The following is a 19,427-nucleotide window of genomic DNA, read 5'->3' on the forward strand; positions in this document are numbered from 1 at the left end:
ACCCCAACCCCGCCCCCGACCAAAGCGCCACCCCCACCAAGACAAGCGACCGCCGACGGCCAGTGGCCGAGGCGGTCGCCCGTTGTTGCCTCACGTCGTTGTACGCGTTGGTGCCGGCGATTCTCCGCGTCCGTGCCGGCGCGTCCGTGCCAATGCGTGGGTGCCAGCGCGTGGGTGATCGCGCGTGGTTCCCCCGCGTCGTTCGACTAGGGGAGGAGCTTGGCCGCCAGGTACGCCCGCAGCTGCGACGCGTCCACCCGCTCCTGCGCCAGCGAATCGCGGTCGCGCACCGTGACGGTGTGGTCGCCCGTGCTCTGCCCGTCCACCGTGATGCAGTACGGCGTGCCCACTTCGTCCTGACGGCGGTAGCGCTTGCCGATCGAGCCCGTTTCGTCGTAGTCCACGGTGAACGCCCCGCGCAGATCGTCCAGCAGCGTCTTGGCCATCTCCGGCTGCCCGTCCTTCTTGGTCAGCGGGAAGATGGCCGCCTTGATCGGTGCGATCGACGGGTGCAGCCCCAGCACCACGCGCCCTTCGGCCTCGCCTTCCACCGCCTCTTCCCGATAGGCGTTCACCAGGGCCGCCAGCGTCACCCGATCGGCGCCCACCGACGTCTCGATCACGTACGGCACGTAGCGCTTGTTGTTCACCTGGTCGAAGTACTCCAGCTTCTTGCTCGAGTACTGCTGGTGTTGCGTCAGGTCGAAGTCGCTGCGGTTGTGCACGCCCTCGATTTCCTGGTAGCCCAGCGTGCCGCCGAAGTCGAAGGTCACGTCGAACGCCGCGCGGGCGTAGTGCGCCAGTTCGCCGGCGGTGTGCTGGTGAAACCTGAGGCGGTCGGGAGACAGGCCGAGGTCGAGGTGCCACTGCATGCGCAGCGCCTTCCAGGTCTCGAACCACTCCATGTCCGTGCCGGGTTCGACGAAGAACTGCATCTCCATCTGCTCGAACTCGCGCGTCCGGAAGATGAAGTTCCCCGGCGTGATCTCGTTGCGGAACGCCTTGCCGATCTGCGCGATGCCGAACGGCACCTTCTGGCGCATGCTCTGCTGCACGTTCAGGAAGTTCACGAAGATCCCCTGTGCCGTTTCCGGGCGCAGGTAGACGATGCTCGCGCTCTCCTCCAGCGCGCCCATGTGCGTCTTGAACATCAGGTTGAACTGCCGCGCCTCGGTGAGCTGGCAGGCGTCGTGCTGGCCGGGCTGCTTGCTCGGCTTCTGCGGGCAGCGCGCATCTTCCAGCTTGTCGGCGCGGAACCGGCCCTTGCACGTCTTGCAGTCCACGAGCGGGTCCACGAACCCGGCCACGTGACCGCTCGCTTCCCAGGTGCGCGGATGCATGAGGATGGCCGCGTCGAGCCCCTCGATATCGTCGCGCGACCGCACCATCGCGTGCCACCAGCGATCCTTGATGTTCTTCTTGAGCTCCACGCCCAGCGGACCGTAATCCCACACCGAGCCCGTGCCGCCGTAGATCTCGGACGACTGGAAGATGAAGCCCCGTCGCTTGCACAGCGACACCAGCTTGTCCATCACATCGGGATGACTCATGGCACTCGGTGTTCAGGGTCGCGCTGCCCTGCCCCGCCAGGCTGGATGCCGGGCGTCAGCGCAGCGAATGTCGGAGCAGATGGGCCACGATGGCGTCGCCATGATCGCGGCCGTTTTCGATGAAGATGCGGTTGGCCTGGTTGCCGCTCGCGATCACCCCCGCAAGGTAGACACCCGGGAGCGGCGTGGCCATGGTGAGCGGGTCGTGCGCGGGAATGCCGCTGTCGGCATCGAGGGGCACCCCGACCTGTTCCAGCAGCCCCGTTTCCGGGAGATAGCCGGTCATGGTGTACACCTGCGTGGCCGGAAGCCGTTCGATGCCCGCAGCCCCCTCGACCACCACGGCATCTGCCTCAATGGCGACCACGCGCGCGCCGAAGCGCGACGCGATGCTGCCCTCGCGCAGGCGCGCTTCGATCTCCGGACGCACCCACGGCTTGACGTTGGCATCGAGCATGGCGCCGAAGTGCACGAGCGTGACGTGTGCCCCGGCGCGGTGCATGTCGAGCGCGGCGTCCACCGCCGAGTTGGCGCCGCCCACGATCACCACCGGCTCGCGCCATGCCCCATGCCCTTCGGTGTAACCATGCCGCACATGTGGCAGCCCTTCACCGGGGACCCCCAGCAGCATGGGGCGCCCGAAGTACCCGGTGGCAATGACCACCGCATGCGCGGCCGTTTCGCGTACCGCCCCGCTCCGCCGTTTGCTCTGCAGCAGCCACCGGGCCGCTCGCGTTGGCTCGGCCTGCCCGGGACGTGGATCCACCCGCACCGGACGCAGCAGCTGCACACCCTCGTACTGCCGCACCTCGATACCGTACACGTCGGCCACCCCGCGGTAGTACGCGAGCGCATCGCGCCGCGTGGGCTTCTCCGTCGCCACGATGAACGGCACCCCGCCAATGGCCAGGCGCTCCGCCGTGGAGAAGAACGACATGTACGTGGGATAGCTGGCGATGCCGTTCACGAGACAGCCGCGATCGAACACCACGGCCGAGAGCCCCGCGCGCTGCGCCGCGATCGCCGCCGCCAGTCCGCAGGGGCCGGCACCGACGACTGCCACATCCACGGTCATGGTCTCCACGGTCATCCGGTGGTCGGCGGTAACGCCTCAGTTTGTGAGCGAGATGATCTGGTCGCGCCGCGTTCCCACGCTCACGTACGCGATGGGCGCCTCACACAGCTGCTCCAGGCGGTCGAGATACGCCCGGGCCGCCGGCGGCAGGTCACGCAGCGAGCGCGCGTCCTGCGTGCTCTGCTTCCATCCGGGGAACCACTCGTAGATCGGCGCGGCCCGCTCCAGCAACGCGAGATCCGCGGGGAACTCGGTATACACGTCATCGCCCACCTGATAGCCCGTGCATACGGCCAGCTGGTCCAGCGAATCGAGGACGTCGAGCTTGGTGATGGCCAGCCCCGTCAGGCCGTTCACCCGGGCCGCGTACTTCACCACGACACCGTCGAACCAGCCACAGCGACGCGGACGCCCCGTGGTGGCGCCAAACTCGTGACCAAGCTGGCGCACGTGGCTGTGCAACGGCTCCTCGAGCTCCGTGGGGAGCGGTCCGTTGCCCACGCGGGTGGTGTACGCCTTCACCACCCCCAGCGCGGCGTCGAGCGCCATGGGTGAGATCCCCACCCCGGTCGCCGCGCCGCCCACCGTCGTGTTGCTCGACGTGACGAACGGATATGTGCCGTGGTCGATGTCGAGCAGCGACCCCTGCGCCCCTTCCAGCAGCACGGCCGCGCCGCTCTTGATGGCGCGGTGCACGCACAACCCCACATCGTCGGCCAGCCCCAGCAGCCGCGGCGCCAGCGCCTCGAGCACGTGCATGGTATGCTCCACACTGGCCCGCACCTCGGCGCCGCTGCGCTCGAGCTGCGCGTTGGCGCGCTCCACGCCGGCGGTCACCAGTTCACGAAGCCGGTCCGCGTTGCGCAGGTCGAGCACCCGTACACCGCGGCGCGCCACCTTGTCCTCGTAGGCGGGACCGATGCCGCGCCCCGTCGTGCCAATCGCCTTGCTGGCCGCACTGGCCTTGTCCACCAGCTTGTGGTACGGCATCACCAGGTGCGCCCGCTCGCTCACGTAGAGGCGCCCCTCCACGTCCACGCCGTCCGCCACCAGCTCGTCGATTTCCGTGAAGAGCGTTTCGGGGTCCATGACCACGCCGTTGCCGATCGCGCAGCGCACACCCGGGTGCAGGATGCCGCTCGGGATCTGGTGCAGGATGAACGACGTGTCGCCAATGTGCACCGTATGCCCGGCGTTGGCACCGCCCTGGTAGCGCACGACCCAGTCGGCCTGCTCCGCCAGCACGTCGACCAGCTTGCCCTTGCCCTCGTCGCCCCACTGCGCCCCGACGACCACCACGGTGCGCGTCTTCGAATCGAACATGCGATCGGTCTCCGGCGGCCTCGGCGGCCGCGCACAAAAAACGCCCCGCGGACGGTCCGCGGGGCGTGGAGAGAATCTAGCTCCTCACCGGGGGGCGCGCCACACGGCGTCCGCGCCGCCCCGTGGTGATGCCGGACAGCCGGCGTTGCTCATCCGGTCGCCGCCATCCGGCCCACCAGACCGGCCGCACCGACCAGGAAGAGAATGGCCACACCAAAGCCCACCTTGAGGGCGGCGGCAACCACGCGACCGATCAGCGCGCCCTTCGCCACCTGCACCGGGACGCCACGCCGTTCGCGTGGCACCGTCAGCTCGGCCAACAAGGCGCCGGCAAAGGCGCCGGCGAAGGCGCCCACCATGGACCCCACCACCGGCACGGGTACCCCTACCACCGCCCCCACCAGGCCACCAACAATGGCGCCCCACGACGCACGGCGGGAACCGCCGTACTGCCGCGCATAGCGCCCGGCCACGGTGAACTCCACCACCTCGGCGGCAATCACCAGGGTGGCCACCACGATCACCGTGAGCACCCCCACGCTGCCATCGGGCACCGCCAGCCAATACCCGAAGGTGGCAGCCAGCATGACCCACAGCCCCGGCAATCCCAGCGGGACGAGCAGGAGACCGACAACCAGCGCCGAGGCCAGCAGGGTGAGGGCGAGCATACTGGCCACTACGACGGCGCCGGCGGCGAGTTTCCGGCGCCGGACGACCGCCCTTAGAGCAACCCCGCGCCCGCCAGCCGCTCCCGTACGGTCTCCAACTCCTCCGCGCTCAGCGGCAGCAGCGGCGCCCGCGTGGGCCCGCCATGCAGCCCCACGAGGTCCATGGCCGCCTTGATTCCCGCCGGCCCCATGGCACCGGCAATGTCGGTGGCCAACGGCGTGAGCGTCCCCTGCATGGCGGCGGCCGCTGCATGATCACCGGCGTGGAATGTGTCCACCATGCGACGCACCGCCGGCCCCGCATACAGGGCGATCGCCAGGATGGCCCCGGAGACGCCGGCCGTCAGCGCCGGAACGACGGTGGCACCACTCCCCGTGATGACCTTGAACTGGTCGCCCTGGGCCTCGAGATACTGCTGCAGCACCGGAATGTTGCCGGCGCTGTCCTTCATGCCGATCACGTTCGGATGCTGCGCCATCTCGTGCACGAACGCCGGGCTCAGCACGATGTGCGAATACGCCGGCATGTTGTACAGCATCACGGGCAACGGACTCGCGTCGGCCACGGTGTGGAAGTGCGCCAGAAGGGCGCGCTCCGTCATGCGCTTGAGGAAATAATGCGGGGAAATCACCAGCACGGCGTCGGCCCCGGCCTCGCGGGCATCGCGCGCACGCTGAATGGTGAGACGCGTACTCTCACTGCCGATACCGGCGATGAGCCACGTGTCCTGCGGAATGCATTCGCGCGCCCACGACAGCAGCTGCCGTCGATCGTCGTTTTCGAGCAGGGCGGACTCGCCGCTCGATCCCCCCACCAGCACGCCATCCATGCCGAAGGCGAGGTGGGCCTCCAGGTTGCGCTGAAAGGCGGCGCCATCGAGCTCACCGGTCGGCGTGAACGTGGAGACGGCGGGCACCATGAGCCCGCCCAGCTGGGCGACGGAAAGGTTGGGCATGCCCCAAAGTTGCCGCAGCCCCGCCCCGGGGGCTACTGCCCGAACAGACTCTCGAATCCGCTGCCGAAGATCGAGTCGCTCTCCAGGGGGCTGGGGCTCGTCACCGCACCCTGCCCACTCGGGCTCGTGCCAAGCGGGGGCAACCGCGGCCCCGTCCCGAGCGGGTTGGCGCCCAGTGGCGCCGGCGCCGGCACCGCCGGTCGCGTGGTGGCCGACAGCCCCGGCATGGCCGTCGGCTTGATGGTCTGCCCGGCAATGGGGGTCTTGCGGCTACGACCCATGCGGAACGACAGCTCGAAGTCGGCGGGGTTGGTTGCCGCGCCCTTGGCCACCTCGTAGTCCACGACGTTGCCCTGTACCAGCTCCGTGAGGTGCTGGTCGAAGGTCTGCATGCCGTACTGCGACCCGTCGGCGAGGTAGTCCCGGATCTCGGCCAGGCGCCCCTCGGCAATGAGATCGCGGATGGTGCCGGTGTTGATCCTGACCTCGGCGGCCACCACGCGCCCCTGCCCGCTCTTGCGCGGCAACAGGCGCTGCGAGACCACCGCGTGCAGCGACTCCGCGAGACGCATGCGCACCACCTGTTGCTCCTCCGGCGGAAACATCGCCACGATGCGCATCACCGTGGTCACGGCGTCGGGGGTATGCAGCGTGGAAATGAGCAGGTGCCCGGTTTCCGCCGCCTTCATCGACGTGTCGATCGTCTCGGCGTCGCGCATTTCGCCAATGAGGATCACATCGGGATCCTGCCGGAGGGCGGCGCGCAGTCCCATGCGGAACGTGTCGGTGTCGATCCCCACCTCGCGCTGGGTCACGGAGCTCTTGAGGTCGTCGTGGATGAACTCGATCGGGTTCTCGAGCGTGAGAATGTGCTTCTCGTAGCTCGCGTTGATCTCGTTCACCAGCGCCGCCATCGTGCTCGACTTGCCGGAGCCGGTCACGCCCGTCACCAGCACCATGCCACGCTCGCTGTGCGCAATGCGCGTCAGCACCGGGGGCAAGCCGAGCGACTGCACGGTGGGGACCGTCTCGGGGATCACGCGCATCACGATCGAGTGCGACGCCCGCTGCCGCAGGATGTTCACGCGGAACCGCCCCACGCCGGGGGCCGCCCACGCGCAGTCGTAGTCGCGCAGCGTGTCGATGGTCGCGCGGTCGGCATCACTGCTCATGAGGTGCAGCGCGATGGCCCGCGTCTGCTCGGCCGTGAGCGCCTGCTTGGTCAGCACCACCAGACGCCCGTCGATACGGGCGCGCACCGTGTTGCCCGACTTGATATGCACGTCGGACGCCCCACGCTCGACAGCTGCCTTGATGATGCGTTCGATTGCCACGGTCTCTGGGTCGGCTCGAAGGGAACGGGGGCACGCGGCTCACGTGCTCCCCGTGCCGGGACGACCAGCAAGAGTTCCGGCAACGTGACGGTCGGGCCGGTGTCACGCCGGCGGCCCCTGCGTCACAGGGGCCGGAACTTACGCGGCCGGGAGCCCGCTCAGCCCCATGATCTCCCGGACTTCGCCCATGGTCTGTTGGGCAATGGCCCGCGCGGCGCGCCCGCCGTCCGCCAGCGCATCCAGCACGCGCGATGGCTCTTCGTCGAGCTCGGCGCTGCGCCGACGGATGGGCGTGAGCTCCTGCACCATCCCCTCGAGCAGCACCTTCTTGCAGTCCATGCACCCCCACCCCGCGGTGCTGCACTGGTCGGCCACCTGCGCCACGGTGCTCTCCCCGTTGAACGCCTTGTGCAGCTGGAAGATGTTGCACACCTCCGGGCGCCCCGGGTCGCTCTTGCGCACCCGCTGCGGGTCGGTCATCGCCGGCCGCAGCTTCTGCCAGATCTCCTCGTCGCTCTCCAGCAGCCCGATGGTATTCCCCATCGACTTTGACATCTTGGCGTTGCCGTCGAGCCCCATGATGCGCCTCGTGGGGGTGAGCAGCGGCTTGGGTTCGGGGAAGTACGCCACGTCGAACTTGGCGTTGAACTTGCGCGACGTGTCGCGCGCCAGCTCCAGGTGCTGGATCTGATCCTCCCCCACCGGTACGCTGTCGGCGCGGTAGAGGAGAATGTCGGCCGCCTGGAGCACCGGGTACATGAGCACGCCCGCAGGAATGCTCTCCAGCTTCGAGGACTTGTCCTTGAACTGCGTCTGACGCTCGAGGTCGCCCAGCGGCGTGATCGTGGTGAAGATCCACGACAGCTCGGTGTGCTCGGGCACGTCGCTCTGCATGAACAGGATCGCCTGCGCCGGATCGATGCCGGACGCGAGCAGGCTCTTGGCCATGCCCCAGCGCCGGGCCCGCAGCACGGCCGGATCGTACGCCCCCGTGATGGCGTGATAATCCACCACGCAGTAGATGGCGCCGGGGTGCTCCCCCTGAAGCGTCACCCAGTTCTTGACGGCACCGAGATAGTTGCCGATGTGGAGTTCGCCCGAGGGCTGGATGCCGCTGAAGATTCTTGCCATGCTGAAAACGTAGTTTCGTCGCGAGGCCGTGAAAAGCAGACGGCGAACGGGGGCCTGCCGACCACCGTCTGCAGTTTGCCGGTCCACGTTGTCAATTTCCCCCTATGCCAACCGACCGCCACCACTGGCTCGATGCCGCCACCGCTGCGGCGCAGACCGCCGCCGACTTCATCGCGCACGAATCCCGCACGCACCGCAGCATCGCCTGGGAGGCCAAAAGCGCCACCGACTTCGTGAGCCACGTGGATGTGGGGGCCGAGCAGCGCATCCGCGACGTCCTGTTGTCGCACGTGCCCGACCTGCGCGTGGTGGGGGAGGAGTTGAGCAACGACGCCGACCCCGAGGCCGGACTGGTGGCCATCGTCGACCCGCTCGACGGCACCACCAACTTCCTCCACGGCTTCCCCAGCTACGGCGTCTCCATCTGCATTGCCCTCGATGGTGTCCCGCAGGCGGCCGTCATTCACGACGTGGCACGCGGCGGCGTCTATACGGCTGCCGCGGGTACCGGCGCGTACGTGAACGGGCAGCCCATGCGGGTCTCCAGCATCGTGGACCCCGCGCGCGCCCTCATCGGCACCGGCTTTCCCTTTCGCGATGTGTCGTACGCCGAGCGCTACCTGGGCATGATGCGTCGTCTCATGCCGGTCACTGCCGGCATGCGACGCGCCGGCAGTGCCGCGCTGGATCTCACCGACGTGGCCAACGGTCGGTTCGACGGCTTCTGGGAACTCTGGCTCAACCCATGGGACCTGGCCGCCGGTGTGCTGCTGGTGCGCGAGGCCGGCGGCAGGGTCACCGACCTCGATGGTCATGAGGCGCGCCTCATCGGCGGGCCCATCGTCGCGTCCAATGGCGTGCTGCACGACTGGTTTCTCGATATCCTCAACGACCGGGTCACGTCGCCCGCATACTGATGGCGCCGACGTGACAGCTCCCGCGACCTCGCCGCTCCTCCGCGATTCCGCGATTCTGCAAACGCGGTTTCGCCACGACCTCCACCGAGCCAGCCCCATGCCGTTCGTCGAGTGCGTCCCCAACTTCTCCGAAGGCCGTGATCCCGTGGTCATTGCGGCCATCCGTGATGCGATCGCCAGCACCAGCGGTGCGCACGTGCTCGATGTGTCCAGCGACCCATCACACCACCGCACCGTCATCACGTTCGTCGCGACACTCGAGGCGGCGGTGCCGGCGGCGCTGGCGGCCATGCGCGAAGCGCGCGATCGCATCGACCTCACCCGGCATCAGGGAGAGCATCCGCGCATCGGGGCTACCGATGTGGTGCCGTTCATTCCGCTCGATGGCGCCACGATGGACGATTGCGTTGCGCTGGCGCGCGAGCTGGGAGAGCGGGCCTCCCGTGAGCTGGGCATTCCGGTGTACCTGTACGAGCGCGCCGCCACCACCCCCACGCGCGAGAATCTCGCCGACGTGCGTCGGGGGGAGTTCGAGGGGCTGCGGGACGACGTGCGCACCAACCCGGCCCGCCGGCCCGACTTCGGCGAGGCGCAGCTGCACCACACGGCCGGCGCCACCGCCATCGGCGCCCGTCCCTTCCTCGTGGCGTACAACATCTACCTGGGCGACCGCAGCAACCTCCCCGTGGCCAAGGAAGTCGCCAAGGCCATTCGTGGCTCCAGCGGCGGGTTGCGCTACGTGAAGGGGCTGGGCCTGGAAGTGGACGGCCAGGCCCAGGTGAGCATGAACCTCGTGGACACGGAGAAGACGCCACTGCATCGCGTCTTCGACTTCGTGAAAACCGAAGCCGCGGCCTACGGCGTGGCGCCCACGTGGAGCGAGATCGTCGGGTTGGTACCCGAGCGCGTCATCCTCGACGCCGGCGCCCGGCACATCCAGCTGCGCGGTTTCCACACGGGCATGCTGCTCGAGACCAAAGTACGGGAGGTCATGAACGGCGGCGAAACCGTGGACGGCTTCATGTCGAGCGTGGCCGGCCCCACGCCCACGCCCGGCGGTGGCAGTGTGGCCGCGCACGCCGGGGCCCTGGGCGCCGCTCTGGCGCAGATGGTGGCCGGTCTCACCATTGGCAAGAAGACGTACGCGGCCGTGGAGGAGGAGATGAAGCAGCTCGCCCTGCAGGCCTCGTCGCTGCGGCGCGCGCTCCATTCCCTCGTGGCGCGCGATGCGCAGTCGTACGAAGCCGTCCGCAGCGCGTATCAGCTCCCCAAGGAGTCCGACGACCAGCGGGCCGCCCGGGCCGCCGCCATTCGCGATGCACTGATTGGCGCCGCGGAAGTCCCCCTGGAGACGGCACGGACCGCCGTGGAGGTGGCCGCGCTGGCCGCCACGCTCGCCGAGCGGGGCAACCGCAACGCGGTCAGCGATGCCTGCGTGGGCGCGTTGCTCGCCGAAGCCGCATGCAAGGGCGCCGCGCTCAATGTGCGCATCAATGTGGCCTCGCTCGACGAAGCCGGCGCCGAGCGCGGCGCGGCGCTGGCCAGTGAAGCCCGCAAGTTGCTCGATGCCGCGGCCATGCATGCCCGCATTGCCGAGGCCGCGGCGGAGCGGGCCATGGCCCCGGCCTGATGCGGTGCGCCGCGCCGCCGGCTGCCCGCGTCAGCCGGGCAGCGTCAGAATGCGCGGTCCGTGCTCGGTAATGGCCACGGTGTGCTCGAAGTGCGCCGAGCGCTTGCCATCGGCGGTCACCACGGTCCACTTGTCGCTGAGCGTGCGCGTCTTGGCGGTCCCCACGTTCACCATCGGTTCGATGGCAATGGTGAGCCCCACGCTGAGCTTCTTCCCGCGCTTCGGCTTCCCGTAGTTGGGGATCTGCAGCTCCTCGGGCGGCGAGAAGCCCACGGCGTGGCCCACCAGCTCGCGCACGACCCCGAAGCCGGCGGCCTCCACGACGGCCTGCACGGCGGCGCCGATATCACCCACGTGATTGTCCGGCGTGGCGGCGGCGATGCCCGCCTCCAGCGACCGCTGCGTGACCTCCAGGAGCCGCTGCGTCTCCTCGTCGATCGCCCCCACCGGGATGGTGATCGCCGCATCGGTGTACATCCCCTCGAGCTTCACGCCCACATCGACCGTCACGATGTCTCCCTCGTTGAGGAGGCGCTTGCGCGACGGAATCCCGTGCACGATCTCCTCGTTGATGGAGATGCACGCGCTGCCGGGGAACCCGTACAGTCCCTTGAATGCGGGTTCGGCGCCAGCGTGCGAACGGATGAAGCGCTCCACCACCTGGTCCAGCTCGAGGGTGGAGATCCCGGCTTGCACGTGTGCCTTGGCGTGCAGGAGCGTGGCGTGCAGGATGGCCCCGCCCCGCGCCATGATGTCGATCTCGCGCGGCGACTTGAGCAACGTCGCCGGCGCGCTGTTGCCAAACGCCATCACGTCAGTCCGAGCGCCGCGTGCACACGCGCTTCGACATCCTCCAGCGACCCGATGGCGTCGACGCGCACCATGTTGGCGCCCCGGGCCGAGTACCAGTCGATGACGGGCGCGGTCTGGTCGCGATAGACCTGCATGCGCTTGCGAATGGCCTCGGGCTCGTCGTCCTTGCGACGCACGAGGGTCCCCTGGGGCACGTCCCCGTCCACCCCGCACGCTTCACCGGGCTCACGCCCGAAGAACGGACGCTGGCACACATCGCAGGTGGTGCGGCCGCTGAGCCGACGCACCAGTTCCTCTTCGTCCACCTCGAAGAGCAAGACCGCGTCGAGCGTCCGCCCGAGGGTGGCAAGTGTGTCCGCCAGCCCGTCGGCCTGCGGCGTGGTGCGCACGACGCCGTCGAGGATGGCCCCCTTCGCCGCCATTGGCGACGCGAGTGCCTCCTTCATGATCCCCATGATGACCGCATCGGGGACGAGATCGCCGCGATCCATGGCTGCCTTGGCTTCGAGACCAAGCGGAGTGCCGTCACGGACCGCGGCGCGGAGGACATCACCAGTCGCGATCTTGGGAACGTCAAGGCGAGCGGCTAGCCGCTCGCCTTGTGTGCCCTTGCCCGCGCCTGGAGGTCCAAGCAGGACGATGATCATAGGAGGAGTTTAGAAGCCACCCTGGGTCGCCTGACGACCGCGGAACTTGACACGTCCCTTCTTCATGAAGCCGTCGTACTTGCGCAGCAGCAGGTGCTGCTGCATCTGCGCCATGGTATCGAGCGCGACACCCACCACGATCAGCAGCGACGTGCCGCCGAAGGCGAAAGGTACGTTCACGAGTCGGGCGATGACGATCGGCATGAGGGCGATGACCGTGAGGAAGATCGCCCCCGGCAACGTGATGCGCTCCACCACCTGCTCGATGTACTCCGCCGTCTTCGCACCCGGCTTGATCCCCGGCACGAAACCGCCCTGCTTCTTCAGGTTCTCGGCCAAGTCGACCGGATTGAAGATGATGGACGTGTAGAAGTACGTGAACAACATGATGAGCACGGCCGACAGCACGAAGTAGAGCCACGGATTCGGGCCCTGCGGATTGAAGTACTCCGCGATTTCCTGAAGCTTGGCGTTGCCGCTGAACTGGGCCAGCGCCCCGGGGATGACGATCACCGACTGGGCAAAGATGATCGGCATGACGCCGGCGGTGTTGATGCGCAACGGAATGAAGTTGCGCGCCGCCTCCCGCTGCCGCCCACGCGCCATCGTGCGCTGCGGGATCTGGATGAGCACCCGCCGGGCCGCCACGGTGATCGCCACCACACCCGCCACCACAGCCACCATGACCAGCGCCAACACCACCAGCGTGAGCGGTGACACCGCCCCCGTGGTGACGAAGTTGAACGACTGGAAGATGGACGGCCACATGCGCTCGACGATCGAGAAGAAGATGATCAGCGAGGCGCCGTTGCCCAGACCACGTTCGGTGATCTGCTCGCCCAGCCACATCACGAAGATCGCGCCCGTGGTGAGGAAGAGCATCATCTGCACGGTGAACCACGGACCGGGGCGCGACACCGCCGCCGGCAACGAGGCGGTGAACAGCGCGAAGCCGTAGGCCTGAATGAGCGCCAGCACCACGGTGAGGTAGCGGGTGTACTGCGTCAGTTTCTTCCGCCCCTCTTCATCCTTCTGCATCTTGTCCACGTTCGGCAGCACGGCCCCGGCGATCTGGACGAAGATGCTCGCCGAGATGTAGGGCATGATGCCGAGCGCAAACACGGTGGCACGTGAGAGACCACCACCCACGAACATGTCGTAGAGGCCAAGCAGCCCCCCGCCCTGTTGCCGAGTGAAGTAGTCGGTCAGCGCCTGGACGTCGATCCCGGGCGCCGTGATGTGCGAGCCGGCGCGATAGATCACCATGCACAGGAACGTGAAGGTGATCTTCGCCCACAGCTCAGGCGTCCGGTAGATGTTGGCGACAGCGTTCGCCGCCGCGTTGTTCTGGTCTGCCATGCGCTGAATGCTCTCCGTCAGCCTTCGACGCGGCCACCGGCCGCTTCGATCTTCGCCTTGGCGGAGGCGCTGACCTTCACGCCCTTCACCGTCACCGCACGCGAGACTTCACCGTTGGCGAGCAGCTTCGCGGGGCCCTGGCCCTCACGAACGAGGCCGGCCGCCACCAGCGTCTCCGTCGTCACTTCGTCACCGGCCACCCGCGCCAGATCCGTGAGGCGCACCAGCTGCGCCTCCTCACGGAACGGGTTGGTGAACCCACGCTTCGGAATGCGGCGCGTGATCGGCATCTGGCCGCCTTCGAAATGCGGCTTGCCACCACCAGGACCGCCATGGCCCGAACGCGCCATCGAGCCCTTGTGACCCTTGCCGGAGGTCTTGCCCAGGCCGGAGCCCGGACCGCGACCCACGCGGCGCCGCGAGCGGTGCGAGCCCGGCGCCGGCTTCAGGTTGTGCAGACCGATCTGCTCGGTCTTCTCGGCGTCATTCGCCATGGTTTACCCCTCCACCGGCGTCACCTGAACCAGGTGACGCACCTTCTTGAGCTGGCCACGCAGCGAGGCGGAATCCTGCTGCACGACCGTCGCCTGATGATTGCGCAGGCCCAGCGCCGCCAGCGTGGCGCGCATGCGCCACGAGTGACCAATGGCGCTGCGCACCTGCGTGATCTGCACCTTGCCATCCGTCGGCTTTTCGAGCTTCGGCGTCTTGGCCGGGCCCTTGGACGGATGCCACACGAACGTCCGCGGCATTATGCCACCTCCGCGGCCACCACGGCCGCCTTGCTGGTGCTCACCGTTTCCGTCTTCGACTTCGCCCGGGACTTGTACCCGATCTGCGAGACGTCGAGGCCGCGCTCCCTCGCCGCCTGCTCGACGGTGATGAGGTGCGTCAATCCGTCGATGGCCGCCCGCACCATGTTGTGCGGATTGGTCGAGCCGAGCGACTTGGTGAGGATGTCGTGGATGCCGGCGCACTCGAGCACCGCGCGCACCGCGCCACCGGCGATCACGCCGGCACCGGGAGCGGCAGGCTTCATGAGGACCTTGCCGGCGCCATGCTTGCCGACCACCTCGTGCGGGATCGTCGAGCCAGTCAGCGGCACGGCCACCATGCTGCGACGCGCGGCCTCCACGGCCTTGCGAACCGCTTCAGACACTTCGTTCGCCTTGCCGGTCGCATAGCCCACCTTGCCCTGCCCATCGCCCACCGCGACGAGCGCGTTGAACGAGAACCGGCGACCGCCCTTGACCACCTTCGCCACCCGGTTGATCGCGATCACGTTCTCGACCAGATCGCTCTGCTCGCGCTCCTGCTGCGGGCCGCCACGATCGGGGCCACGGCCACGGCCGTCACGGCCGCCCTGACCACCGCCTTCGCCACCGGGGCCGCGGCCACGGCCGCCGCCCGGGCCACCGCCCGGACCACCACGCCCACGACCACCGCCCGGGCCACCACGGCCACGGCCTGCGCCGCCGCCGGGGCCACGTCCACCACGCGCCGGAGCGCCACCCTGATTCTGTGCGTCTGCCATGATCAGAACTCCAAGCCGCCCTCTCGGGCGCCTTCGGCAACGGCCTTCACGCGGCCATGGTACTGGTAACCGGCGCGATCGAAGACCACCTTCGAAATACCCGCCGCCTTCGCCTTCTCCGCCGCCGCCTTGCCTACCGCCAGGGCGCGCTCGGACTTCGTCCCGCTCAGCTTCTCGTCGCCGACCGTCAGCAGCGTACGCTGCGCGACGTCGTCCACGATCTGCGCGTAGATGTGCTTGAGCGAACGGAACACCACCAGGCGCGGACGCTCGGGCGTCCCGTTCACTGCCTTGCGCACGCGCAGATGCCGACGCTTGCGCTTCTCCGCGTTCGTACGCGGGATCGCGATCTTCGCCATTACTTGCCTCCGGCCTTGCCGGCCTTGCGCCGGATGACTTCGCCCTGGTACTTGACGCCCTTGCCCTTGTAGGGCTCGGGCTTGCGGAAGCTGCGGATCTCGGCGGCCACCTGCCCCACGAGCTCCTTGCTCGCACCTTCGATCACCACCGTGGTGGGATTCGGTGCCGTGATCGACACGCCAGCCGGCGCCTTGTACTCGATCTGGTGCGAGAACCCCAGCGACAGCAGCGCGCCGTAGGGCTTGATCTCGGCCTTGTAACCGACGCCCGTGATCTCGAGGACCTTCTTGTACCCCGTCGTCACGCCTTCGACCATGTTGGCCACCAGCGTCCGCGTCAGGCCGTGCAGCGCCTTGTGGCGCTCCTCGTCCGACGGACGCTTCACCTGCATTTCCGCACCTTCGTGCGCCACGATCATTTCGGCCGGGAGCACGCGGGCGAGTTCACCCTTCGGGCCCTTCACCGTGATGTGGCTGCCAGAAATCGCCACGGTCACTCCGGCCGGGACCGGAATCGGGCGCTTGCCAATACGCGACATGTGTATGCGTCTCCTTACCAGACGAGGGCGAGGAGTTCACCGCCGGTGTTGGCGGAGCGCGCATCACGATCGGACATGATGCCCTTCGACGTGCTCAGGATGGCCATGCCAAGGCCGTTGCGGACGCGCGGGATCTCGGTCACGCCGACGTATTTCCGCAGACCGGGCGTCGAAACCCGCTTGGCCTGTCGGATGACCGACTGGCCGCCGTGCGCGTACTTGAGAATCACCCGCAGCACGCTCTTGCCATCCTCGAGCTCGACCACGCGGTAGTCCTGCACGAAGGCGTTTTCCTTCAGGATGCGCGCGATCTCGATCTTGATCTTCGAGACCGGCATGTCGACGCGACGGTGCCGCGAAGCACACGCGTTGCGCAACCGCGTCAGCATGTCGGCAATAGGGTCGTTCAGGCTCATGCTCTGATAGGTCTCCTAGGGTATCCGCCACCTGGGCGGACCGGTAGGAAGTGAAAGAATGGGCGAGCTCCGGGATCGGCGCGCCGCGCCCCGCGGGGGGAGCCTTGCAATCTCACCCCGCCTGGCCCGTACGCCAAGCCCACAGCTCGAATTGAACCCGCAGGTCGGCGGCGCCCCCACGGGGACGCCACCGCCGTCCTGGTGTTACCAGCTCGCCTTGCGCACGCCGGGGATCAGGCCATTGAGGGCCATGTCCCGGAGCGCAATGCGGCTCAGCCCGAAGTGCCTCAGGAAGGCGCGGGGGCGGCCGCTCATGCTGCAGCGGTTCCGCACACGCGTTGCCGACGAATTCCGCGGCATCTTGTGCAGCGCGTTCACCGCGGCCTGCACCTCCTCCGGCGTGCTCTTGGGGCTGCTGATCACGGCCTTCAGGGCCGCGCGCTTCTGGGCAAACCGCTCCACCAGCTCCTTGCGCTGGGCGTTGCGGGCCAGCTTGCTCGTCTTCGCCATCTGCTCTCGTCTCGGTTAGGCCGCGCTCGGCTGCGCCACTTTCGGCGTCACCGGCTTGTCGTCGCCACGGAACGGCATGCCCAGCTGGTGCAGCAGCGCAAACGCGTGCGCATCCTTCTCGGCCGTCGTCACAAACGTGATGTCCATGCCGTGCACCTGCTCGACCATGTCGTAGTTGATCTCCGGGAAGATCAGCTGCTCCTTGATGCCGAGCGTGTAGTTGCCACGGCCGTCGAACGACTTCGTGCCCAGACCGCGGAAATCGCGGATACGCGGGCACGCCACCGTCACGAAGCGGTCGAGGAACTCCCACATGCGCGCGCCACGCATGGTCACGGAGGCGCCGATCTCCTGCCCTTCACGCAGGCCGAAGTTCGCCACCGACTTCTTCGCCTTGCGGCGCACCGGCTTCTGGCCGGTGATCAGCGCGAGCTCTTCCACCACCACGTCGAGCAGCTTCGGCTGCTTGACGGCCTCACCCACGCCGCAGTTGATCACGATCTTGGTGAGCGTCGGGATCTGGTGCGGGTTCGTGAACCCGAACTGCGTGGCCAGCTGCGCCCGCACGGTCTGCTCGTAGTGCGCCTTCAGTCGCGGCGCGGCCACCGGCAAACCGGCGCCCGCGTGGTCACGCTTCGTGAAGTCGACCGCCGCGCGTCCCTGACCCGCCTGCTTGCCGGCCTTGCCGCCCTTCTGACCGGCGCCGCCCTTCGCGCCGCCGGCCTTGGCCCCACCCTTCGCTCCACCCTTGGCGCCACCCTTGGCTGCGCCCTTTTCCTTTGTCGCCATGTCCAGTTACTCCGTCAGCGCGCGCGGGGAATGACTTCACCGCTCTTCACGCCGATGCGCTCCTTCGTGCCGTCCTTGTCGAGCCGGGCGCGAACCCGGGTCGGCTTGCCGGTCTTCGAATCGAGCAGCATGACGTTCGACGCATGGAAGGGCGCCGGCATCTCCACGATGCCGCTCGTCTCCTCCGCCGTGCGCGCCTTGCGGTGCTTCTTCACGATGTTGATCCCTTCCACCTTGATGCGGCCCGTCTTGGGGTACACCTGGAGAACCTTCCCCTCCTTCCCCTTGTCGTCGCCGCGCATCACGCGGACGGTGTCACCCTTGGTGACGTGGACCGCTTCGCGCGACGCCTTGAGGGCGTGACGCGCGGCGCCGAGGCGCTGCCCGCGATCCGTCTTGTAGTACACGTTCTTCCGCATCTCAGAGCACCTCGGGCGCCAGCGACACGATCTTCATGTAGCGCTTCTCGCGGAGTTCACGCGCCACGGGGCCGAAGATACGCGTCGCCTTCGGCTCGCCGTTGTCGTTGATGATCACGACCGCGTTCTCGTCGAAGCGGATGTACGACCCGTCCTTGCGGCGCGTCTCCTTGACCGTGCGCACCACCACGGCCTTCGCCACATCGGACTTCTTCACCGTGCCGTTCGGCAGCGCATCCTTCACCGCCACGATCACGCGGTCACCCAACCCCGCATACCGCCGGCGCGTCCCGCCCAACACGCGGATCACCAGGGCGCGCTTCGCGCCGCTGTTGTCCGCCACCTTCACTACCGATTCCTGCTGAATCATCGTCGTCTCCCCTTAGCGCGCGCGTTCGACGATCTCGACCACGCGCCACCGCTTGTCCTTCGACAAGGGCCGGGTCTCCATGATGCGCACCGTGTCGCCGACCTTCGCCGAGTTCTCCTCGTCGTGAGCCTTCAGCTTGCGGGTCTTCGTCACCATCTTGCCGTACTGCGGGTGCGGCATGCGGCGGTCGATGCGCACGACCACCGTCTTCTCCATCTTGTCGCTCACCACCAGTCCGACGCGCACCTTGCGCGCCGTGCGGTCGGGGGCGCCGTTCTGCGCGGCGCTCGCGTTCTTCGTCTCAGCCATCAGTCGTATCTCGGTTAGCGGCCACGGCCGGCGAGCTGGCGCTCGCGCTGCACCGTCTTGAGGCGCGCGATGTCCCTGCGGATGCTGCGCAACCGCAGCGGCTCTTCCAGCGCTTCGGTGCCACTGCGGAAACGGAGGCGGAAACGCTCCTCTTCCAGCTCCGCAATGCGGGACACGAGCTCGTCGTCAGCCAGTCCGCGGATCTCTTCAGCCTTCATTGGTCACCGCCTCCTCACGTGCGACGAACTTGGTCTTCACGCCGAGCTTCGCGGCGGCCAGGGACATCGCCGTCTCGGCGAGCTCCCGTGTCACGCCCTCGATCTCGAACATCACTCGGCCCGGCTTCACCACCGCCACCCACAACTCCGGCGATCCCTTGCCCTTGCCCATGCGGGTTTCCGCCGGCTTCTTCGTGATCGGCTTGTCCGGGAAAATGCGGATCCAGACCTTGCCGCCACGCTTGATGTGACGCGTCATCGCCACGCGGCACGCCTCGATCTGCCGGCTCGTCACCCACCCCGGCTCGAGCGCCTGCAGGCCGAACGTGCCGAACGACAGATCGCTCCCCCGGTACGCCAGGCCGGTCGTGCGGCCCTTGAACATCTTGCGGAACTTGACCCGCTTCGGACTCAGCATCTCTCAGTTCCTCAGTTGCCGGTCGAGTAGGTCTTGCCGCGACGATCTTCCACGATCTCGCCCTTGAAGATCCACACCTTCACACCGATGGTGCCGTAGGTGGTCTTCGCGGTGCTCGTCGCGTAGTCGATGTCGGCGCGCAG

General features: G+C 68.0%; 25 protein-coding genes and 1 pseudogene. 2 read left to right on the forward strand and 24 right to left on the reverse strand.

Going from position 1 to position 19,427, the window contains the following annotated elements; translation table 11 throughout:
* Positions 1 to 206 precede the first annotated feature (206 nt).
* The 7 genes from LW840_RS14315 to trpS all read right to left on the reverse strand — a co-directional run bounded on the left by LW840_RS14315 (position 207) and on the right by trpS (position 8,037).
* A complete protein-coding gene (locus tag LW840_RS14315; protein WP_291263141.1) occupies positions 207 to 1,550 on the reverse strand; it encodes a glycine--tRNA ligase in 1,344 nt (447 codons plus the stop codon).
* A 55-nt stretch (positions 1,551 to 1,605) separates the two neighbouring features.
* A complete protein-coding gene (locus LW840_RS14320; protein WP_291263142.1) occupies positions 1,606 to 2,640 on the reverse strand; it encodes a YpdA family putative bacillithiol disulfide reductase in 1,035 nt (344 codons plus the stop codon).
* A 21-nt stretch (positions 2,641 to 2,661) separates the two neighbouring features.
* Positions 2,662 to 3,948 (reverse strand): adenylosuccinate synthase, encoded by a 1,287-nt coding sequence (locus tag LW840_RS14325; RefSeq protein WP_291263143.1) that lies wholly within the window; start codon positions 3,946 to 3,948, stop codon positions 2,662 to 2,664.
* A gap of 149 nt (positions 3,949 to 4,097) precedes the next feature.
* Positions 4,098 to 4,616: a DUF456 family protein gene (locus LW840_RS14330; RefSeq protein WP_291263144.1), complete on the reverse strand. Its 519-nt coding sequence runs from the start codon at positions 4,614 to 4,616 to the stop codon at positions 4,098 to 4,100.
* 53 nt (positions 4,617 to 4,669) lie between these two features.
* Positions 4,670 to 5,572 carry a dihydrodipicolinate synthase family protein gene (locus LW840_RS14335; protein WP_291263145.1) on the reverse strand — a complete coding sequence of 301 codons (903 nt, stop codon included), beginning with the start codon at positions 5,570 to 5,572 and terminating at the stop codon, positions 4,670 to 4,672.
* Between the two features lie 32 nt (positions 5,573 to 5,604).
* Entirely contained in the window at positions 5,605 to 6,906 is a 1,302-nt protein-coding gene (locus tag LW840_RS14340) for a PilT/PilU family type 4a pilus ATPase (RefSeq protein ID WP_291277225.1), read from the reverse strand.
* A gap of 138 nt (positions 6,907 to 7,044) precedes the next feature.
* Positions 7,045 to 8,037, reverse strand: a complete 993-nt coding sequence (trpS, locus tag LW840_RS14345) for a tryptophan--tRNA ligase (RefSeq protein ID WP_291263147.1) — start codon at positions 8,035 to 8,037, stop codon at positions 7,045 to 7,047.
* Between the two features lie 104 nt (positions 8,038 to 8,141).
* Between trpS and LW840_RS14350 the strand changes: the two genes are divergently transcribed.
* Together LW840_RS14350 and ftcD are read left to right on the forward strand one after the other, a co-directional pair.
* Complete coding sequence (locus LW840_RS14350) at positions 8,142 to 8,954, forward strand: inositol monophosphatase family protein (RefSeq protein ID WP_291277226.1); 813 nt, start codon at positions 8,142 to 8,144, stop codon at positions 8,952 to 8,954.
* Between the two features lie 97 nt (positions 8,955 to 9,051).
* Positions 9,052 to 10,584 carry a glutamate formimidoyltransferase gene (ftcD, locus tag LW840_RS14355; protein WP_291266118.1) on the forward strand — a complete coding sequence of 511 codons (1,533 nt, stop codon included), beginning with the start codon at positions 9,052 to 9,054 and terminating at the stop codon, positions 10,582 to 10,584.
* Between the two features lie 30 nt (positions 10,585 to 10,614).
* Here ftcD and map read toward each other — a convergent pair whose 3' ends face one another.
* The 17 genes and pseudogenes from map to rpsC form a co-directional block, all read right to left on the reverse strand.
* Positions 10,615 to 11,394: a type I methionyl aminopeptidase gene (gene map, locus LW840_RS14360; RefSeq protein ID WP_291277227.1), complete on the reverse strand. Its 780-nt coding sequence runs from the start codon at positions 11,392 to 11,394 to the stop codon at positions 10,615 to 10,617.
* Positions 11,394 to 12,044 (reverse strand): adenylate kinase, encoded by a 651-nt coding sequence (locus tag LW840_RS14365; RefSeq protein WP_291266117.1) that lies wholly within the window; start codon positions 12,042 to 12,044, stop codon positions 11,394 to 11,396. The genes map and LW840_RS14365 overlap by 1 nt, the downstream gene beginning before the upstream one ends.
* A gap of 9 nt (positions 12,045 to 12,053) precedes the next feature.
* Positions 12,054 to 13,403 carry a preprotein translocase subunit SecY gene (gene secY, locus LW840_RS14370; protein ID WP_291263152.1) on the reverse strand — a complete coding sequence of 450 codons (1,350 nt, stop codon included), beginning with the start codon at positions 13,401 to 13,403 and terminating at the stop codon, positions 12,054 to 12,056.
* A gap of 17 nt (positions 13,404 to 13,420) precedes the next feature.
* Positions 13,421 to 13,867, reverse strand: coding sequence for a 50S ribosomal protein L15 (gene rplO / locus LW840_RS14375; RefSeq protein ID WP_291263181.1), 447 nt, complete (start codon positions 13,865 to 13,867; stop codon positions 13,421 to 13,423).
* Positions 13,868 to 13,900: 33 nt separating this feature from the next.
* Positions 13,901 to 14,077, reverse strand: coding sequence for a 50S ribosomal protein L30 (gene rpmD / locus LW840_RS14380; RefSeq protein ID WP_343213631.1), 177 nt, complete (start codon positions 14,075 to 14,077; stop codon positions 13,901 to 13,903).
* Between the two features lie 77 nt (positions 14,078 to 14,154).
* Positions 14,155 to 14,937 carry a 30S ribosomal protein S5 gene (gene rpsE, locus LW840_RS17620; RefSeq protein ID WP_343213627.1) on the reverse strand — a complete coding sequence of 261 codons (783 nt, stop codon included), beginning with the start codon at positions 14,935 to 14,937 and terminating at the stop codon, positions 14,155 to 14,157.
* Between the two features lie 2 nt (positions 14,938 to 14,939).
* Positions 14,940 to 15,296 carry a 50S ribosomal protein L18 gene (gene rplR / locus LW840_RS14395; RefSeq protein WP_291263154.1) on the reverse strand — a complete coding sequence of 119 codons (357 nt, stop codon included), beginning with the start codon at positions 15,294 to 15,296 and terminating at the stop codon, positions 14,940 to 14,942.
* Positions 15,296 to 15,835: a 50S ribosomal protein L6 gene (gene rplF / locus LW840_RS14400; protein WP_291263155.1), complete on the reverse strand. Its 540-nt coding sequence runs from the start codon at positions 15,833 to 15,835 to the stop codon at positions 15,296 to 15,298. Before rplF ends, rplR begins: the two co-directional genes overlap by 1 nt.
* 14 nt (positions 15,836 to 15,849) lie before the next feature.
* The gene (gene rpsH, locus LW840_RS14405) at positions 15,850 to 16,251 is read right to left on the reverse strand and encodes a 30S ribosomal protein S8 (protein WP_291263156.1); all 402 of its coding nucleotides are present in this window, start codon (positions 16,249 to 16,251) and stop codon (positions 15,850 to 15,852) included.
* Positions 16,252 to 16,455: 204 nt separating this feature from the next.
* A complete protein-coding gene (rpsN, locus tag LW840_RS14410) occupies positions 16,456 to 16,761 on the reverse strand; it encodes a 30S ribosomal protein S14 (protein WP_291263157.1) in 306 nt (101 codons plus the stop codon).
* 15 nt (positions 16,762 to 16,776) lie between these two features.
* On the reverse strand, positions 16,777 to 17,373 hold the full coding sequence (gene rplE / locus LW840_RS14415) for a 50S ribosomal protein L5 (protein WP_343213630.1): 597 nt from the start codon (positions 17,371 to 17,373) through the stop codon (positions 16,777 to 16,779).
* Positions 17,374 to 17,564: 191 nt separating this feature from the next.
* Positions 17,565 to 17,957 carry a 50S ribosomal protein L24 gene (gene rplX, locus LW840_RS14420; protein WP_343213629.1) on the reverse strand — a complete coding sequence of 131 codons (393 nt, stop codon included), beginning with the start codon at positions 17,955 to 17,957 and terminating at the stop codon, positions 17,565 to 17,567.
* A gap of 13 nt (positions 17,958 to 17,970) precedes the next feature.
* On the reverse strand, positions 17,971 to 18,339 hold the full coding sequence (gene rplN / locus LW840_RS14425; protein WP_012682372.1) for a 50S ribosomal protein L14: 369 nt from the start codon (positions 18,337 to 18,339) through the stop codon (positions 17,971 to 17,973).
* A gap of 12 nt (positions 18,340 to 18,351) precedes the next feature.
* Positions 18,352 to 18,648, reverse strand: coding sequence for a 30S ribosomal protein S17 (gene rpsQ, locus LW840_RS14430; protein WP_291263159.1), 297 nt, complete (start codon positions 18,646 to 18,648; stop codon positions 18,352 to 18,354).
* 14 nt (positions 18,649 to 18,662) lie between these two features.
* Complete coding sequence (rpmC, locus tag LW840_RS14435; RefSeq protein ID WP_291263160.1) at positions 18,663 to 18,866, reverse strand: 50S ribosomal protein L29; 204 nt, start codon at positions 18,864 to 18,866, stop codon at positions 18,663 to 18,665.
* On the reverse strand, positions 18,856 to 19,284 hold the full coding sequence (gene rplP, locus LW840_RS14440) for a 50S ribosomal protein L16 (RefSeq protein WP_291266637.1): 429 nt from the start codon (positions 19,282 to 19,284) through the stop codon (positions 18,856 to 18,858). The genes rpmC and rplP overlap by 11 nt, the downstream gene beginning before the upstream one ends.
* Before the next feature lie 11 nt (positions 19,285 to 19,295).
* A pseudogene (gene rpsC / locus LW840_RS14445) lies at positions 19,296 to 19,427 on the reverse strand (30S ribosomal protein S3); the annotation flags it as partial.

The organism is Gemmatimonas sp., from assembly GCF_021298855.1.
Classification (GTDB): Bacteria; Gemmatimonadota; Gemmatimonadetes; order Gemmatimonadales; family Gemmatimonadaceae; genus Gemmatimonas.

Bases quoted from the DNA above. Each gene is read 5' to 3' on its own strand.
- LW840_RS14320 (WP_291263142.1), bottom strand. From the start codon at position 2,640: ATGACCGTGGAGACCATGACCGTGGATGTGGCAGTCGTCGGTGCCGGC.
- LW840_RS14325 (WP_291263143.1), bottom strand. From the start codon at position 3,948: ATGTTCGATTCGAAGACGCGCACCGTGGTGGTCGTCGGGGCGCAGTGG.
- rplF (WP_291263155.1), bottom strand. From the start codon at position 15,835: ATGTCGCGTATTGGCAAGCGCCCGATTCCGGTCCCGGCCGGAGTGACC.
- rpsQ (WP_291263159.1), bottom strand. From the start codon at position 18,648: ATGGCTGAGACGAAGAACGCGAGCGCCGCGCAGAACGGCGCCCCCGAC.
- secY (WP_291263152.1), bottom strand. From the start codon at position 13,403: ATGGCAGACCAGAACAACGCGGCGGCGAACGCTGTCGCCAACATCTAC.
- LW840_RS14335 (WP_291263145.1), bottom strand. From the start codon at position 5,572: ATGCCCAACCTTTCCGTCGCCCAGCTGGGCGGGCTCATGGTGCCCGCC.
- LW840_RS14330 (WP_291263144.1), bottom strand. From the start codon at position 4,616: ATGCTCGCCCTCACCCTGCTGGCCTCGGCGCTGGTTGTCGGTCTCCTG.
- rplP (WP_291266637.1), bottom strand. From the start codon at position 19,284: ATGCTGAGTCCGAAGCGGGTCAAGTTCCGCAAGATGTTCAAGGGCCGC.
- rpmC (WP_291263160.1), bottom strand. From the start codon at position 18,866: ATGAAGGCTGAAGAGATCCGCGGACTGGCTGACGACGAGCTCGTGTCC.
- trpS (WP_291263147.1), bottom strand. From the start codon at position 8,037: ATGGCAAGAATCTTCAGCGGCATCCAGCCCTCGGGCGAACTCCACATC.
- LW840_RS14365 (WP_291266117.1), bottom strand. From the start codon at position 12,044: ATGATCATCGTCCTGCTTGGACCTCCAGGCGCGGGCAAGGGCACACAA.
- rplR (WP_291263154.1), bottom strand. From the start codon at position 15,296: ATGGCGAAGATCGCGATCCCGCGTACGAACGCGGAGAAGCGCAAGCGT.
- rpsE (WP_343213627.1), bottom strand. From the start codon at position 14,937: ATGGCAGACGCACAGAATCAGGGTGGCGCTCCGGCGCGTGGTGGACGT.
- ftcD (WP_291266118.1), top strand. From the start codon at position 9,052: ATGCCGTTCGTCGAGTGCGTCCCCAACTTCTCCGAAGGCCGTGATCCC.
- map (WP_291277227.1), bottom strand. From the start codon at position 11,394: ATGGCGTTTGGCAACAGCGCGCCGGCGACGTTGCTCAAGTCGCCGCGC.
- LW840_RS14315 (WP_291263141.1), bottom strand. From the start codon at position 1,550: ATGAGTCATCCCGATGTGATGGACAAGCTGGTGTCGCTGTGCAAGCGA.
- rplN (WP_012682372.1), bottom strand. From the start codon at position 18,339: ATGATTCAGCAGGAATCGGTAGTGAAGGTGGCGGACAACAGCGGCGCG.
- LW840_RS14350 (WP_291277226.1), top strand. From the start codon at position 8,142: ATGCCAACCGACCGCCACCACTGGCTCGATGCCGCCACCGCTGCGGCG.
- rpsN (WP_291263157.1), bottom strand. From the start codon at position 16,761: ATGGCGAAGACGAGCAAGCTGGCCCGCAACGCCCAGCGCAAGGAGCTG.
- rpsH (WP_291263156.1), bottom strand. From the start codon at position 16,251: ATGAGCCTGAACGACCCTATTGCCGACATGCTGACGCGGTTGCGCAAC.